Below are 15,631 nucleotides of genomic sequence, written 5' to 3' on the forward strand. Positions count from 1 at the left end.
GCGCGCCGAGCGGCCCTCTCTACGCTAGGCCCTTTCTTGGCCTGGCAAGGAGTAACCATGGTGAGGTCCCCCGAGGCAATCGTCCCCAAACGGAACTGGCAGGTAGCCGGGCCTTTTCTCCAACTAGTTCTCATCGTGCTGACTGCATTGCTGCTGACGTTTCCCTGTCTTAAGCATGGCATCCCCCGCGGTCACGATTCAACCGTTCACGCCAGTTACCAGCACCACTTCAGCGGGCAGTTCTGGAACGGAGACCCGTATCCTCGCTGGCTCTGCGGAGAAAACAAGGGAGGGGGGAGCCCCATCTTCCTGATCCAGTATCCCCTCCCCTATTTCGTGACGGCGTTCATCCGCCCGCTCCTCGCTCTGCCGGAAGGGCCCAGGCGGGAGGTGGTGGAGCTTGGAGTCTATCTCTTTCTGGCCATGGCCGGAGCGGGGATGACCGCGCGCTGCTGGTTTCGCAGCTTCGCCGCGCCCCTTTCCGCTACTCTTGCCGCGGTCGCCTACCTCGCGCTCCCCTACTTCACCATCCTCGTCTACGTCCGCACCTCAATTGGAGAGCTCACCGCGGTCGTGTGGATGCCGCTGCTCCTTTACGGGATGGAGAGGGCTGCATCCTGCGGCCGGGGCTATCTCACGATTTCTCTCGCGACGGCCCTGCTGATAGCCAGCAACGTTCTGATCACCCTCCTTTTCTTACCGGTTGTGGCGGCCTACGCCGCCATGCTGAGGACGCAGCCGGAAGGAAGCCCTCCCTGCAAAGGCTTCTCCTTTCCCTTTTTATCGGTGGAGCCATCGCCGGATGGTACCTGGTTCCGGCAGTCGTTTTCAGGGGGTTATTCGATCTTGCCGCCCAAGCGGCCACCGCACCCTTCCTCGACATGACCCGCAGCTTTCTTTACCTCGCCCCGGAGGTGGCAGGATTCCCGCCAACGGCAGGGGGGATCGGGGCCTGCCTGGTCATGGCCGTGGCCGCTCTTACGACCGCGGCTAAAAGGCGGCCCGACCGACTCTCCCGGGTGGTTGTGGTGGCAACCGTCTCTCTTGCCTTACTCGGTTGGGTGCCGGGATTGGAGACCATTTCGCCTCTTTTCCGGGTGAATTCTCCGGTTTCCCAACTCCACGCATTGTTCCTCGGGGAACTGTTGCTCATCTCCTCCTTCACGCTGCTGCTCGCCCTCACCCTGTACTGGCGTCTTCCTCTGCCAGGGCGCCGTCAGCGTCTGTTGCTCATTCTGTCCGCCAGCTGTTATCTGTCGATGCTGAGGATCGCCGCCCCCCTCTGGAAATCCCTGCCGCTGGTCACGGTGGTGCAGTTCCCTTTCCGCCTTAATGCCGTCGTCACCCTTTTGGCCGGCGGCCTTATGGCGAGTTATCTCCATGCCGTCCTTGGCAACCGGGCGGTGGCCTGCAAGCAGATGGCGGTCTGGGGGGGGATGGTACTTACTGCGGCCATAGCCGCTATCGCCTTGCTGAGCCCCCACGATACCACCGACATCGCGCGCCCGGCGGTGCCGGTTGCGACATCTCCGGAAACGTTCGACGGCATGCTTGGAAGTTACGCTGCCGGTGACCAGCGGCGGTTGGAGCGGGCCTTGTCGACGTCACCCCCGGAGAAGCGCTCCACTTCTTCGCCCGGCGCCTGCGATGCGTGGCTGGCGCAAGGTTCCGGAGCGGTCAAGGTGATCAGAGAAGCCCCCGGTGAACTTCGGGTGGCCACAGAATGCCCGACGTCAGGAAGCATTACCGTGAGGCAGGTTTATTTTCCCCTCTGGAAAAGGGAACCTGCCGATCCGGTCTATGGGAAGACGCTCTCCGCTTCGCCCGACGGGCTGCTGCAGGTTCCCATCAGCAAAGGGAAGCAAACCTTTAAGGTCGTGATGGACGGCAGAGCCGCCATGAAAGGGGGGGGGCATCTGCTCCATGGTAGGGATCAGCTTGCTGGCAATGCTGTCCTGGCAGGGGAAACGGGAGAGGAAAAGGGGGACCAAGGAGGACGGCCGGCCTACCTTTTCAGCGCACTAGCTTGGTCGGTAGGATTAACCGCCCTTTCAGCACCAAAGGGGGGCTGGACACCTCGGTCAATTCCACGGTCACGAAGCCTCGCACAATGAGGTCGGTGCCGGGAGCGGGGTCGGTCGCCACTACCGGCATCACTACCCGCGGCTTGCCGGCGGCGATAAGGTCGAGGATCGGGTTTTCCAAGGCAGTCATGGTGCCATTTTCGAGGTGGATGGTGTCGTTATAGGAGAGATAGGCCGGATTGTCGTAGCCGGCCACTCTCACGGCAGGAGAGGGAGTTCCGGAGGCGGGATCTTTTAGGTAGCTGATGTAGTCGGCAAGCAGGTTGGCACTCCCGGTACCGCTGATGGCCAATCGGGTCCACTGTCCGGCCGGGCCGCCGCCATACGCATCGGTAAGGGTTATCACTCCCACGGAACTGGGATTCCCGGCGAACAGATCGTCTCTCACCTTCTGGCTCACGGCAAAGGGGAAGACCGTTCCGGCGGAGACGGCGCGCGGATAGTCCGCGATGGCCACCGACTGGGCCTGAAGAGAGTCGAACTGTTGCCACCCGAAAACCTTCGCGAAAGAGGCGACGATAGCTCCGCCGTTAACCCCGGTCTCCTTCCTCACCGTCGCCCCCACCGCGGGAGCCTGCTTGATGAAGCAGAACTCGGTTCCCGCTGCACAACCGCTGTCGGAGGTACAGGGTGCTTTGCTGGCTGAGCAGATTCCCTGCTGGACCGTCACCGGAATGGCCCCCGGGGCCGCGGGATACCCGGGTTCCCAGTCGTTGGTCAGCACGTTCCACCAGCCGAATACGAGATTTACCTGGCTGACGTCCTCCCCGTCTATGGAGACCCCTTGCAACACCTTCGCTGCGGCGGTGGAGGCCGCGCTCCAGTTGGGAGTAGGCGATGCGCTGCTGGGGAAGATCGCTCCCACCGCGGCCAAAGAGGACGCATCTCCCGCGTTTCGCATCTTGGTTTTCGCGACATACACCCTACTGAGGTCGATGGCAAACGCAGCCAGCACGCAGATCAGCACCATGAGGCCGGCTACCAGCACTAAGATGAAGCCGCCGTCACGCGTTGTTGCCGAAACAGCCATCGTGTCCCCCCTCCCTGCGCGATCCTTCACTCGTACCTCATCGACGACTGACTGGATATGCTGTCACCAATCAGGCCAGTGAACGTCTTGAAGTTTTTGTAGGTGAGCACCACCTGCACGGTGTAGCCGGACTGGGCCTGGGCCGCGGCATTCCCGTTTTGGTCGAACACCTTCAACTCGTAGCGGACGTTGCTTTGATCGATGCCGTTAAAGAGATTGCGGCTGGCGGCTCCGGCGATGCCCCCCCCGGCGGTGACGGAGGCGGCGGCCGCCGGAACCGGTGGCGGAGACTGTACCGCCGCCTGCCGTGCCGCGGCTTGGGCAGCATGGTTGAGGGTGTTCAACGCGTAAAGAGTGTACGAGACGTCGTAAATCCCGAGCAGGATCACGACCAGTACCGGGAGGATCAATGCCGTTTCTACCAGAACCTGCCCCTTTTCCTGTCTCATGGCGGTACCTTCCATCGTCAAGACCTTAAGCGAAGTAATCACGGCAGGCCTCGGTGACGCTTTCCAGGGTTAGCTGCGGCGGCCGGTCATAGAAGGATGAATCGGTGAGGATGAGACTTATGAGATCGCGGGGATGGCAGGCACTTCGTTCGACCTTCTGGTTGCTGTACCAATGTTCGTTCAGGTAGCGGTAAACCTCCTCCCTGAACTCGATCCCATGCTTCTGGCAGGCCGCCTTGAAGATCGCCAGGTACTCGTCCTCGGTTGGGCGATCGATCCGGATCTTGTAGTGAAGCCTCCTCAGGAAGGCCTCGTGAACAAGATCCTTCGGCTCCAGGTCCGTCGAGATGATCACCAGTACGTCGAACGGGATGAGCACCTTCATGCCGGTCTGCAGAGTGATGTGGTCGACCTGACGCTCCAGGGGGACCAGCCAGCGGTTGAGGATGCTGAGGGGATCGATCTGCTGACGTCCGAAGTCGTCGAGGATGAAGACGCCATTGTTGGCCTTCATCTGCAGAGATCCCTCGTAGTACTTGGAGGCCGGGTCGAAGCTCAGTTCCAGCATCCTCAGAGTCAGCTCGCCGCCGACGTTGATGACCGGCCTCTTGATGAGAACCCACCGGCTATCCGTGACGCCCCCCTCGCCCGGCGCCACCACCTCGTGGCAGGCGGGGTCGAAGACGCTTATCACCTGCCCCCCCACCTGAACGGCGTACGGGATATATACCTCCTCAGGGAGCGCCCGGCCGATGGCTTCGGCGATCGAGGTCTTCCCGTTGCCCGACGGACCGTAGATGAAGACCGCCTGCCCGGAGATGATGGCGGGTCCCAGACGCCTCAGCACGCTGTCGTTGAGGACCAGGTGGGACAGCGCGCTCTTCAGGGTATCTTCCCCGCCAAGGGCCCCCTTCACGGTTTGATCCTGCACCACGCGGCGGTACTCCTTGATGGAAACCGGTGCCGGGCCGGTGTAACGGCAGAGATCGAGCAGATCCTGCCCCTTCCTGCGTCCCGCCTCGGTCAGCCGAAAGAGGTAAGAGGTCTTCGTGTAACTTGCCGCCCCCCGGATCTCAAGCAGCTTCTCCTTGTGGAGATCTTCCAGCATCAGCTCAACCAGAGATACCGGCAGTTTCACCCGCTCGGCAACGTCGGTCATCTTGAACTCGCCGAGAAAGAAGAGGTGCTTAAGGACCAGTTCCTCGGCGAAGGAACGCTCGAGCCCTGCCTCTGCAAGGGTGGTCGGTCCCCGGGGGGGAGAAAACGTCCGCATAGCCTTTCCTCCTTTCGATGGCCAGGTATGTCCGCTGCGAGAGGGAAAAACCTCGTCATTCCGTCCCGTTCCGATTAGCGAACTCATAAAATTGGCACATTTTAATTCAAAATTATACTTATTTATCGGCGATTTGAATGCGGAGGCGAAAAAAATTTCCGCTTGCAGATTTGCGAGGGCGCCGTACTATTTGCATTAATCTTTTCTAATTACATAAACTTTCACGGACACCGCCTGGACTTGCAGCAGCACCGAGGCCATCCGACAGCCCCCTACCCAGTACTGTGCCGAACCGGGGAGGCATGAGACATCGGTTGCACGCCTGCTGTCATGGTGGGAAACGTCCATGGGTGAGCTAACAATCCCGATCCAGTTGGCAAGGGAGCTGCCTCGAGAAAATCCGCGATCGCAGGGCGAGCTATGTCTTGGACGCTACTCAAAGCCCCAGGGGAGGGACTGGTCGAACACGCACTGATACTCGTGCTGGCAGCGGTGGTGACAATTGCCGCCGTCACCGGGACCGCCAGCTAGGCATTGAGCACCTTCAATACCACCAACAACATGGGCCAATGAGCTGTTGTCACGAGTGGTGTCGCCACCACTTCCATCAATCAAAAAAAGGAGAAACTCTATGTTAGCTCACCTGAGAAACGCGTATCAGAAGGCACTACGCAACGAGAAAGGACAAGGCCTGGTGGAATACGCACTGATACTCGTGCTGATAGCGGTGGTGGTAATCGCCGCCGTCAGGGGGATCGGCACCCAAGCCAACGCCACCTTCAGCACCATCAACAACAACCTGAAATGACGTAGGCAGAGACCACCTCTGCAGGAGGAGCAGGCTCCCCTGCAGAGGGCCATCTGCTTTCGATGCCGAACGGGCCACCATTCATCTCTGCCGGAACGCTGCAACTCCCCTGGTCTGGATCGGCCGGCGCCGGGAGCATCCCTCCGGCAGCCGCGCCAGGTCCCTCGAGAAAGAACACGTGGTACCAGCGGAACCCTCACCTGGAAAATACCGTCCGGGAACATCCCGGATTGCCCATACCAGCGCACCAGTTGCCGCCCGCTATCCAACCGTTGCAGCGGGCCAGCGGCGGAAAGCCGGCAAAAGGAGTGACCGATGACACGCCCGAACTCCGTCGTGATAATCGTCTCCGCTTCAGCGGTCGTCTTCGCGGGGGCCGCAGCCTGGCTCACCTACAACTACCTGCAGCAGGAGGTGAGCAGCGTGAAGGCGGTACAGCCCCAGAAGATCGTGGTGGCAAAGAGCGACATCCCGATCGGGACACCTCTTAAACAGGCACAGCTCAAGGTGACCTCCTGGCCCAAGGACAGCATTCCTCCGGGGAGCGCCCAGACTCCGGAGCCCCTGGTCGGACGGGTAGCCATCCGCCCTATCGCCGGGGGAGACGCCGTCACCGAACAGAAGCTAAAGCCCAAGGCCGGGGCACAAGGAAGCGGCTTCATGACCTATGTGGTACCTCCCGGACACCGGGCGGTGACCGTGGCGGTCAACGAGGTCGCGGGTGTCGCCGGGTTCCTCACCCCCAACGACCGGGTGGACATCGTGGTGACCGCCCCCCTCCCCGACAACGACAAGGAAAGCGTCAGCAAGATCATCCTGGAGAACGTCCCCATCCTCGCCACGGGGCAGATCACCGATCAGAGGGAGGGGAAACCCGTGGTGGTACCGACGGTTACCATGGATCTGATCCCGGCGGATGCGGAAAAACTGGTGCTCTCCGCGAGCAAGGGATCGTTGCAACTGCTGCTGCGAAACATCGCCGACAGCGGAACGGTGGATTCCAAGGGTGCGACCATCGCCAAGGTACTGGGAGGAGCGGAGCGCGCGCTGGTTGCGTCCCCCCCCGCCACAGCGTCCAAGCCGGGGGCCAAGCCGGGCAAGCAGGTGAGGGTAGTGAAGAGCACCTCCCCCGGCTACACGCTGGAGGTGGTCAAGGGGACCGAAAAGACGTCATGGCACTACACGGAATGAGCACACCCAGACCTTCATGAATCGAGGTAGACCATGAATCTCATCCGCTGCAGATTGTTGCTGGTACTGGTCTTCGCCGCCTGGCTCCTTGCCGGTCTCGCCCCCTTCCCTGCCGAGGCCGGCGTCGTCATCACGGTGAAGCAGGGGAAAACCGCCATCCTCCGCCCGGCCGACAGGAAGGCGAAGTACAAGTACGTGACCATCAGCGATCCGGACGTCATCGACGTTCCCAAGTCCTTCCAGCCCAACTACCTGCAGATAAACGGCAAGAAAATCGGGTCCACCAACCTCCTGGTCTGGGAAGACACCGGCAGCGAACCGGTCTTTTACACGGTCAACGTCGTGGGCGACGACGAGACGATCCAGTCGCGGATCGACGAAATCGCCCCCGAAGACGACATCATTGCCCGGTATGCCAAGGACACCTTGATCCTTTCCGGCACGGTCGCCAATGAGCTGACCGCCAAGAGGGCCGAAGAGGTGGCGAAAATCTACAGCGGCAAAGTCATCAACCAGATCGCCCTCGACACTCCGCCCCAGGTGCTCCTCCAGGTGAAGGTGGCCCAGGTAGACAAGACCTCCCTGAGGAAACTGGGGCTGAGCGTTTTGGTCAAAGGGAACCACGGCGAAGGGTTCCTTAACCTCATCGGGGCCCCCACCAGCGCCACCACCACCAATTCCCGCTCCTCATCCACGGAGACCTCGGCCAGCGGCATCAATGCGATTGGCCCGTCCGGCCTCGGGGGGTTCGATCCGCTGAGCGTCTTCCAGGTAGGTGTCTCCTACTTCCCCGGCGGAGTGGGCGCGGTTCTGCAGGCGCTATCGACCAAGGGGCTCGCGAAGATCCTGGCCGAGCCGAACCTCATGGTGAAGAGCGGGCAGGAGGGGGACTTCCTGGCCGGGAGCAAGATCCCCTACAACGTGCTGGTCAGTACCGGCGGAGCCGCGACCTCCTCCATTGTCTTCGAGACCGTGGGGGTCAAACTGAGGTTCAAACCCGAGGTACTGGAAAACGGCGCCATCAACCTGAAGATCGACCCGGCCGAGGTGAGCAGCATCTCCGGGACCCTGTCGGTTAACGGCTACCCCATCATCGATACCCGCGACGTCAGGACCAGCGTACAGCTTAAGGATGGCGAGAGCCTGGTGCTGGCGGGGCTGCTCCAGGAGGAGCAGATCAAGACCATGTCGAAGATCCCGATCCTGGGGGACATCCCCATCCTCGGGGCCCTGTTCCGCTCCACCGACAGCGAGCGCAGGGAGAAAGAGCTGGTGTTCTTTATCACTCCCAAGCTGGTCGATCCCAATCCGCCGGACGCGGAGCCGGAACTCCCCACCGACCGGGAGCCGGACCCCGAAGACGTCAAGGAACTGAACTGGATGCCGGCCGGGAGCTGATCCCGGCCCTAGCCACCGACCACCTCTGCCGCGAGGGGGAAAACGGAGGCGGAACGAGGGGGCCAGGCACATCCGGAGCCACCCCCTTCCAGCGGGAAGTGCCGATTAAGGAGGCTTGGCTGCCATGGCTTCGCAATTCTCCATCGTGATCATCGACAAGGACGAGCAGTCGAGGGAGTCCATCGCCAGCACCCTGAGGCCCTACTCCGAAACGGTGACCCTCGCCGGTTCGGTGGACAACTTCGCCGACGGAGCGCTCACCATTCAAAAGGCCTCGCCTAACGTGGTAATCCTGGGGGTGGACAGTATCGAGCAGGGTATCAAGGACGTCCAGTTCATCACCCTCAAGTACCCGCGGGTCTCGGTGATCGCCTGCTCGTCGGAGAAGAACGTGGAGTGGTTCCTCTCCATCATGAGGGCGGGTGCGGTGGAGTACCTGCTGCGGCCGATCGGGCAGGAGGAGCTGAAGCAGTCCCTCCAGAAGGTCGGACGGTTCCTCCTCCCTACTCCCGGAGAGGAGATGGCGGCGGGGGAGATCATCGCGGTCTACAACCCGATAGGAGGCATGGGAACCACCACGGTGGCGGTCAACCTGGCGGCGGCGCTGGCCGAGGAGGGGACCAAGGTAGCACTGGTCGATCTGAACCTGGAAGCCGGCGACGTCAACACCTTCCTCAACGTCAACCCGACCTACACGCTGAGTTCGGTCACCACCAACGTCCAGCGGCTGGACGCGAACTTCCTGATGAGCGTGATGACCCGCCACGTCTCCGGCCCCTTCGTGCTCACCGAGCCGGTCGAGGTGGACGAGGCGGCCTCCATCACCCCGGAGCAGGTACAGCGGGTGCTGGAGCTTTTGCGCGGCATCTTCAGCTACGTGGTGGTCGACTGCGTCGGCCAGCTGGCCGGCTGCAACCTGGCGATCTTCTCGAGCGCCCACCGGATCCTCTTCACCACCACCTTGAGCCTGCCAGCCCTCAAGAATACCAAGCGCTACCTTTCCGCCATGGAGCGCAAAGGGTTCAGCCCCGATCTCGTCAAGCTGGTCATCAACCGCTACCAGCCGAAATCCGACATCCAGCTTAAAGACGCCGAAAAGGTGCTCGGCCGGAACGTCTACCAGTCGATCCCCAACGAGTACCTGGACGTGGTCAACTCGATCAACAAGGGGATCCCGGTGGTCAAGCTGGCCCCCCGCTCGCCGGTCAGCAAGGCAATCCAGGGGCTCGCCAACCGGATCAAGGAGTAGCCGTGACGGGGACTCCCCCTCATTGCAGGAGGCCGCGGGGCGGGCGGAAGAGAAAACCGGCAAAGGAGAAAGCGATGCTGACCAACGACCCCTTCAAGATACCGAGCGTGCAGGCTACCAGCACGGAAGCAGAGTACTTCCAGGACATGAAGATCCGGATCCATCGCCGCCTGATCGACCGCATCGACCTCAGCAAGATGGACCTCATGGGAGGGAGCGAAGTCCTCAAGGAGATCGGGAGCATCATCGAGAACCTGATCATCGGGGAGGGGATCCCCCTCAACCAGATGGAGAGGGACCGGCTCATCGTGGAGATCCAGCACGAGACCTTCGGGCTTGGCCCTCTGGAACCGCTCCTGGCCGATTACCAGATCTCCGACATCCTGGTGAACAACTGCTCCAAGGTCTATATCGAGAAGGGAGGGAAGCTGCAAAAGACCGACGTCTGCTTCCGGGACAACAGCCACCTCATGCAGATCATCGAGCGGATCGTCTCCAAGGTGGGACGCCGGATCGACGAGTCATCTCCCTACGTGGACGCCCGGCTCCCGGACGGCTCCCGCGTCAACGTGATCATCCCTCCGCTGGCCCTGGACGGGCCGGTCCTCTCCATCCGGCGCTTCGGCCGCGACCCGCTCGGCATGCCCGACCTGATCAGGGTGGGGGCGCTCGACCAGCGGATGGCCGAGCTCTTGGAGGGAGCGGTCAAGACGAGGCTCAACATCCTGGTCTCGGGGGGGACCGGGACCGGTAAGACCACCCTATTAAACGCCCTCTCGGGCTCCATTCCGCACAGCGAAAGGGTGGTTACCATCGAAGACTCGGCCGAACTCCACCTGAAGCAGGAACACGTCGTCCGCCTGGAGACCCGCCCCCCCAACATCGAGGGGAGGGGGGAGGTGACCCAGCGCGACCTCCTCAAAAACGCCCTCAGGATGCGGCCAGACCGGATCGTCATCGGAGAGGTGCGCGGCGGCGAGGCGCTCGATCTTCTCCAGGCCATGAACACCGGCCACGACGGGTCGCTCTCCACCGTGCATGCAAATACTACCCGCGATGCGCTCTCCAGGCTGGAGACCATGGTGCTCATGGCCGGCCTCGACCTCCCGGAGAAGGCCATCAAGGAGCAGATCGCCTCGGCGCTCAACCTGGTGGTGCAGCTCGTGCGGTTTTCCGACGGGACCAGGAAGATAGTGAAGATCTCGGAGATCACCGGCATGGAGGGGAGCACCATCGTCATGCACGACGTCATGGTCTTCGACCAGAAAGGGATCGACAAGGACGGCAAGGTGATCGGGGAGTTCAAGGCAACCGGGGTCCGTCCCCATTTCGTGCAGCGCTTCAAGGTATTCGGCTACCAGCTTCCCCCGGGTATCTTCGACAACTAGGAGGCGGCCGTGCTTCTCCACGTCGCGGTACTCATCTTCCTCACCGCTTTCTGCGTCTTCGTGGCCGTCTGGCTCGCCTGGTCGCAGCGAAGCTCCTCGCCGAGGGCAGAGCTCAAAAGACGTCTCCAGCAGCTCTCCCGCGTCTCCCCCAAGGCGGTGCCGGAGGATCTCAAGGCTGAGGTTGCCAAGGAGGCAAGGCCTGCCGACCTCTTCTTGGCCCGTTTCTGGCTCACCCGCAATCTGCCCGTCAAGCTCGACCGTGCCGGGCTCCCGATCACGGTCTCGGTCTTCGTCGCCGGCATCTTCGCCGCGGCCCTTGTCGTCCTGCTGCTGGTCCTGGTGCTGGTGAAATCCCTCCTCCTGAGCCTGGCGGCGGCGGTGGCGACGGTACTGGGGGGAGACCTCTTCCTCAAGATACGGGCCCAGATCCGCCAGGAGAAGTTCACCGAGCAGTTTCCGGACGCCTTGACCATGATCGCCCGCTCCCTGCGCGCCGGGCACTCCTTCACCACCGCCATTCAGCTGGTCGGCCAGGAGGTCGCCTCTCCGGCGGGGGACCTCTTCAAGCTCGCCTACGATCAGCAGCAACTGGGGCTTAGGCTCGCCGACGCCCTGGCCGAACTCAACGGCCGGATCGACAGCCTCGACCTCAGGTTCTTCACCACCGTGGTCGCCATCAACACCGAGATCGGCGGCAACCTTTCCGAGGTGCTTGACAAGCTCGCCCTTACCATCCGGGAGCGGCTGAGAATCAGGAGACAGGTACGGGTCTTCACCGCCCAGGGGAGGATGTCGGGATACGTGCTCGGGGCGCTCCCGGTCGTCTCCTTCCTCATCATAAGTTTCGTCTATCCCGATTACGAGAGGGCCCTCTTCAGGGAACCGACGGGGATCTACATCGTGGTCTTCGCGGCGGTGCTGCAGCTGTTCGGCCTGATGGTGATCAGAAGGATCATCCGGATCCAGATCTAGGGGAAAGGCCATGGTGTATTTCATCACGTTGCTGGTATTTTCGGCGGTGATTCTCCTCGTTTGGGCGGCGGCCTACCAGTTGCTGCTGCGAAGGAGCCTGCTGATCGAGCGGCTCAAGGGGCTTGTCCCGGAGAAGCGGGAAAAGCCCGAGCAGAAGGAGTCCGGCACCTGGGCCTACAAGTTGAGCAAGATCGGCGAGAAGGTGAAGCTTCCCGAGAAGGATCACTCCAAGTACGCAGCCCTCTTGGTGGCGGCCGGCTACCGGAAGGAGTCGGTAGCGCTCCTTTTGGGGAGCAAGATCCTGCTGGCCTGCGTGCTCCCCGTGGGGTACCTGGCCTACGCCATCCCCCGAGGAATCGGCTTAACCGGCGAGGCGATCCTGGCCACCGCCGGGGGGCTGGCCGCCGGATACCTGCTCCCGACCTACTGGCTCTACATGAAGAAGAACAAGCGTCAGGTCGAGATCTTCCACACCCTTCCCGACATCCTGGACCTGGTCACTGTCTGCGTGGAGGCCGGCCTCAGCATGGACGCCGCGCTGATGCGGGCGACCGGGACCCCGCAGTTCGACAACAATGCCCTGGCCCGCGAGATACGGCTCGCCACCATGGAGACCCGGGCGGGAAAACCGCGCATCGAAGCGCTCAGGCACATGGCCGAGCGGACCCAGGTGGAGGACGTGAAATCCTTTGCATCCACCCTGACCCAGACCGAGCGCTTCGGGACCAGCCTGAGCCAGGCCCTGCGTACCCACGCCGACAGCCTGAGAACAAAGCGGCGGCAGATCGCCGAAGAGGCTGCGGCCAAGACCACCATCAAGATGATCTTCCCGCTCATCCTCTTCATATTCCCGGCCCTTTTGGTGGTCATCCTCGGGCCGGCGATCATCCAGGTCCAGAAGATCTTCAGGTAACCCCGCAAGGGGCGGTCGACACCCAACACAAGGAGGTGATCCCATGAATTACGACCTCAACACTTTCATCCTGCTGATCATTTCGGTGCAACTGGCACTGAGCTACGTGCGAGAGGGGAAGAGCAAATAACCTGCCGCCCTTGCCGGCGTCGGGTTGATGCCGGCAAGGGATTCGCCCACACCACCGCCACCGCGTTCGGCCTCAAGTTCGTGCAGCCATGATGGCAGGGACTAGTTCGAGAGTGCGGCTGCAGGAGACCATCATGCGAAAAGTCACCATCATCGTTTTACTCATCCTGGCAGCGATGGCTTCCAGCGCGGCGGCCGCCTCGCTCGACGGCAGGCTCGGAGTCACCGCCAAGGCCGGGGCGCTGGTTCCGGTGCAAGACGACTTCATCAGCTCGACCACCATGGCGAGGACCGGTCTCGCGGCCGGTGGGGGGCTGATCTTCGGGATCGGCAGGGGGGTCGCCGCCGAAGTCGATGTTACCCGGGCGCCGGGGTTCGATGTCGAAATCGGCGGGAGCAAGGCCTACGAGGCGGCGCTCACCGACGTAGCGATCGGCGTGCAATACCGTCTGCTTCCGGATCGGCGCCTGGTCCCCTTCTTCGGTCTCGGGGCCGATTTCATCAAGGGGGACCTCCGGCAGGCGGTGACTGGCACCAGCTACGACCTCGACTGGACCGAGGGAGGTCACGTCAACGCCGGCATCGACATCTTCATCACCGACAGCATCGCCTTCACCGCCGAGGGCAGGTTCCTGTTCGCGGTCGACGGGGACGTGAAAACCGCAGGGGCCAAAAGCGGCAGTTACGACCCGACGAGCTTCATCGCTACCGTCGGTTTCCGGCTGATCCTCCCCAAGGATGCGTTCCGCTAGATGAGGGCCGTCAACGGCAGTTCCGGCGCGGCACTGGCGGCCGATCTGCGCGTCGCCTGCACCCTCCTCGCCAGGGCCCGCGGGCTCCTCGGCAAAAGCCACCTCCCCCACGGGGAGGGGCTGCTCATCTCCCCCTGCAAGGGGGTGCATACCTTCTTCATGAGATTCCCCATCGATGTCATCTTCCTGGACAATGACGACCGCGTGATCCAGATCAGAGAATATCTCCAGCCGTACCGGGTGACCGGCATGCATCTTGGCTGCCGCCGGGTGATGGAGCTTCCCGCCGGCACCGTATCGGCCTCCGGTACCGCGGCCGGCGATTTGGTCCTGATCGGGTGACGCGTCCGCCATCCCGTCTACGTTTGGACATGCAGGCTTAAACTTGCCGGCTCCGGCCGATGCCATGCGGTGTGATATGGAAACCAAGACCTCCCTCCCTGTGCCCCTGCTCCCCCCCATCGGCGAACTGCTCTTCGCGGTGACGCTCCCCATCGTCTTCTTCGCGGGGAAGGCCCGGCTCTTGGCCGACGGCGACACCGGCTACCACATCCGGGCCGGAGAGTATATCCTCCGGACTTACTCGGTACCCCGTTTCGACATTTTCTCCCTGCACACCCCTCCCCTCCCCTGGACCGCCCACGAGTGGCTCTCGGAGGTGATAATGGCCCTTCTTCACGGCGCCGGGGGGCTCGCCGCGGTAGACGCCTTTTTCGCCATCGTCATCTCCGCCTGTCCGGCGCTTCTGTACGCGGTGCTGAAAAGCTACGGCGCCCAAACCGCAACCGCTGGGGCTCTTACCCTCGGCGCCCTGAGCACCTTCGAAGTCCACTGGCTTTCCCGCCCCCACGTCTTCTCTTTCGTCTTCATACTCCTCTTCCACTACCTGCTGGAGTCGTGGCGGCGCGGAAAGTTCGACCGCCTCTACCTGCTCCCCCCGCTCATGCTCCTGTGGGTCAACCTGCATGGCGGCTACCTTGGAGGGTTCATCCTGATCGCAGTCTACCTTGCCGGATGCGCCGCCAGCACCGCCACCCAAGCGGCCGGCCGGCGCGAGGAGGGGGGGCGCAACTGCCGCCGGGTGGGCGTCGTGGGGCTTTTCTGTCTCGGTGCCTCCCTCGTCAACCCGGCCGGCTATCGGATCCTCCTGTTCCCCTTCAAGCTGGTCGGCGACACCTACATCATGGACCACGTCTCCGAGTTCTTATCCCCGAACTTCCACTTCATGACCGCGTTCCGGCTCTTCCTCCTCCTGGTCGTGGTGCTTTTAGCCCTGTCCCGGAAGAGGCTCCCGGCCACCGACCTTTTGCTTTTGGCCGCCTTTACCAACATGTCGCTGTACTCGGCCCGCTACATCTCGCTGTTTGCCCTGGTGGTACCGCCGGTGCTCTCCCGGCAATTGCAGGGGATCAAGCTTCCCCGCTCGCCGGTGACGCTCTTTTTTGCCGAGCGATCCCGCAGGCTCGCCGCCCTCGATGCAAGGGGGCGCCGGGGGATTTGGAGTGCGCTCGCCCTGACCGCGGTCATCGCCGCCGTCGTCTCCGGTAAGGTCGAGCACCGCTTCGATCCGAAGGTCAAGGCGGTCGAGACGGCAGAGTTCCTGATGCGGGAGAACGTCCCCGGCAACATGTTCAACAACGACGAGATCGGCGATTACCTGATCTACCGCACCTTCCCGCGCTACCGGGTCTTCTTCGACGGGAGAAGCGACATGTACGGATCCGCCCTGATGAAGGAGTACTACCGGGTGACCAAGTTTGAGCCGGGGTGGGAGGAGGTCCTGACCAAGCACCGGATCGGGTGGGTGGTCTACGACACCAATTCCGAGTTCTCCCGCTTCCTCGCCCTGCGCCGGGAGTGGGCCCTCATCCACTCCGACCGGGTCGCCTCGGTCTTCGTGAGAAGGACGCCGCTTTACCTGGGGCTGATCGACCGCCACCCCGGGGTTACCCTGTGGCGTGACCCGGCCCCCCCGCGGGATCCCGCCTGACCCGG

The 15,631-nt window shown here is 62.5% G+C and carries 15 protein-coding genes; 12 read left to right on the plus strand and 3 right to left on the minus strand.

Features of this window, described 5'->3' with window-relative positions:
• The first annotated feature begins 57 nt into the window (after positions 1–57).
• Both L4X63_RS14880 and L4X63_RS14885 read left to right on the plus strand, forming a co-directional pair.
• Complete coding sequence (locus tag L4X63_RS14880) at positions 58–885, plus strand: putative glycosyltransferase family protein (protein ID WP_250679435.1); 828 nt, start codon at positions 58–60, stop codon at positions 883–885.
• Positions 882–2,114: a hypothetical protein gene (locus L4X63_RS14885; protein WP_250679436.1), complete on the plus strand. Its 1,233-nt coding sequence runs from the start codon at positions 882–884 to the stop codon at positions 2,112–2,114. Before L4X63_RS14880 ends, L4X63_RS14885 begins: the two co-directional genes overlap by 4 nt.
• Here the strand turns inward: L4X63_RS14885 and L4X63_RS14890 are convergent.
• From L4X63_RS14890 to L4X63_RS14900, 3 genes are read right to left on the minus strand one after another with little or no spacing between them, the layout of a single operon-like run.
• Positions 2,014–3,114, minus strand: a complete 1,101-nt coding sequence (locus tag L4X63_RS14890; RefSeq protein WP_250679437.1) for a Tad domain-containing protein — start codon at positions 3,112–3,114, stop codon at positions 2,014–2,016. The two genes, L4X63_RS14885 and L4X63_RS14890, sit on opposite strands and share 101 nt — an antisense overlap.
• 26 nt (positions 3,115–3,140) lie before the next feature.
• Positions 3,141–3,563, minus strand: coding sequence for a TadE family protein (locus tag L4X63_RS14895; RefSeq protein WP_250679438.1), 423 nt, complete (start codon positions 3,561–3,563; stop codon positions 3,141–3,143).
• 25 nt (positions 3,564–3,588) lie between these two features.
• A complete protein-coding gene (locus L4X63_RS14900) occupies positions 3,589–4,836 on the minus strand; it encodes a DUF8689 domain-containing protein (protein WP_250679439.1) in 1,248 nt (415 codons plus the stop codon).
• Positions 4,837–5,467: 631 nt separating this feature from the next.
• On the opposite strand from L4X63_RS14900, the gene L4X63_RS14905 reads away from it, so the two are divergent.
• From L4X63_RS14905 to L4X63_RS14950, 10 genes are all read left to right on the plus strand, one after another.
• Entirely contained in the window at positions 5,468–5,644 is a 177-nt protein-coding gene (locus L4X63_RS14905) for a Flp family type IVb pilin (RefSeq protein ID WP_250679440.1), read from the plus strand.
• 315 nt (positions 5,645–5,959) lie between these two features.
• Positions 5,960–6,835, plus strand: coding sequence for a Flp pilus assembly protein CpaB (gene cpaB, locus L4X63_RS14910; protein WP_250679441.1), 876 nt, complete (start codon positions 5,960–5,962; stop codon positions 6,833–6,835).
• Positions 6,836–6,868: 33 nt separating this feature from the next.
• A complete protein-coding gene (locus L4X63_RS14915; protein ID WP_250679442.1) occupies positions 6,869–8,233 on the plus strand; it encodes a type II and III secretion system protein family protein in 1,365 nt (454 codons plus the stop codon).
• Positions 8,234–8,357: 124 nt separating this feature from the next.
• Positions 8,358–9,482 (plus strand): CpaE/TadZ family protein, encoded by a 1,125-nt coding sequence (locus L4X63_RS14920; protein ID WP_250679443.1) that lies wholly within the window; start codon positions 8,358–8,360, stop codon positions 9,480–9,482.
• A 74-nt stretch (positions 9,483–9,556) separates the two neighbouring features.
• Entirely contained in the window at positions 9,557–10,870 is a 1,314-nt protein-coding gene (locus L4X63_RS14925; protein WP_250679444.1) for a TadA family conjugal transfer-associated ATPase, read from the plus strand.
• Positions 10,871–10,879: 9 nt separating this feature from the next.
• Entirely contained in the window at positions 10,880–11,842 is a 963-nt protein-coding gene (locus L4X63_RS23925; RefSeq protein WP_250679445.1) for a type II secretion system F family protein, read from the plus strand.
• Positions 11,843–11,852: 10 nt separating this feature from the next.
• Positions 11,853–12,755 carry a type II secretion system F family protein gene (locus tag L4X63_RS14935; protein WP_250679446.1) on the plus strand — a complete coding sequence of 301 codons (903 nt, stop codon included), beginning with the start codon at positions 11,853–11,855 and terminating at the stop codon, positions 12,753–12,755.
• 263 nt (positions 12,756–13,018) lie between these two features.
• Positions 13,019–13,636: an outer membrane beta-barrel protein gene (locus L4X63_RS14940; protein WP_250679447.1), complete on the plus strand. Its 618-nt coding sequence runs from the start codon at positions 13,019–13,021 to the stop codon at positions 13,634–13,636.
• The gene (locus L4X63_RS14945) at positions 13,637–13,978 is read left to right on the plus strand and encodes a DUF192 domain-containing protein (RefSeq protein WP_250679448.1); all 342 of its coding nucleotides are present in this window, start codon (positions 13,637–13,639) and stop codon (positions 13,976–13,978) included. It abuts the gene before it with no gap.
• Between the two features lie 76 nt (positions 13,979–14,054).
• A complete protein-coding gene (locus L4X63_RS14950; RefSeq protein ID WP_250679449.1) occupies positions 14,055–15,626 on the plus strand; it encodes a hypothetical protein in 1,572 nt (523 codons plus the stop codon).
• The last annotated feature ends 5 nt before the right edge of the window (positions 15,627–15,631 follow it).

The organism is Geomonas sp. Red32, from assembly GCF_023652955.1.
GTDB lineage: Bacteria > Desulfobacterota > Desulfuromonadia > Geobacterales > Geobacteraceae > Geomonas.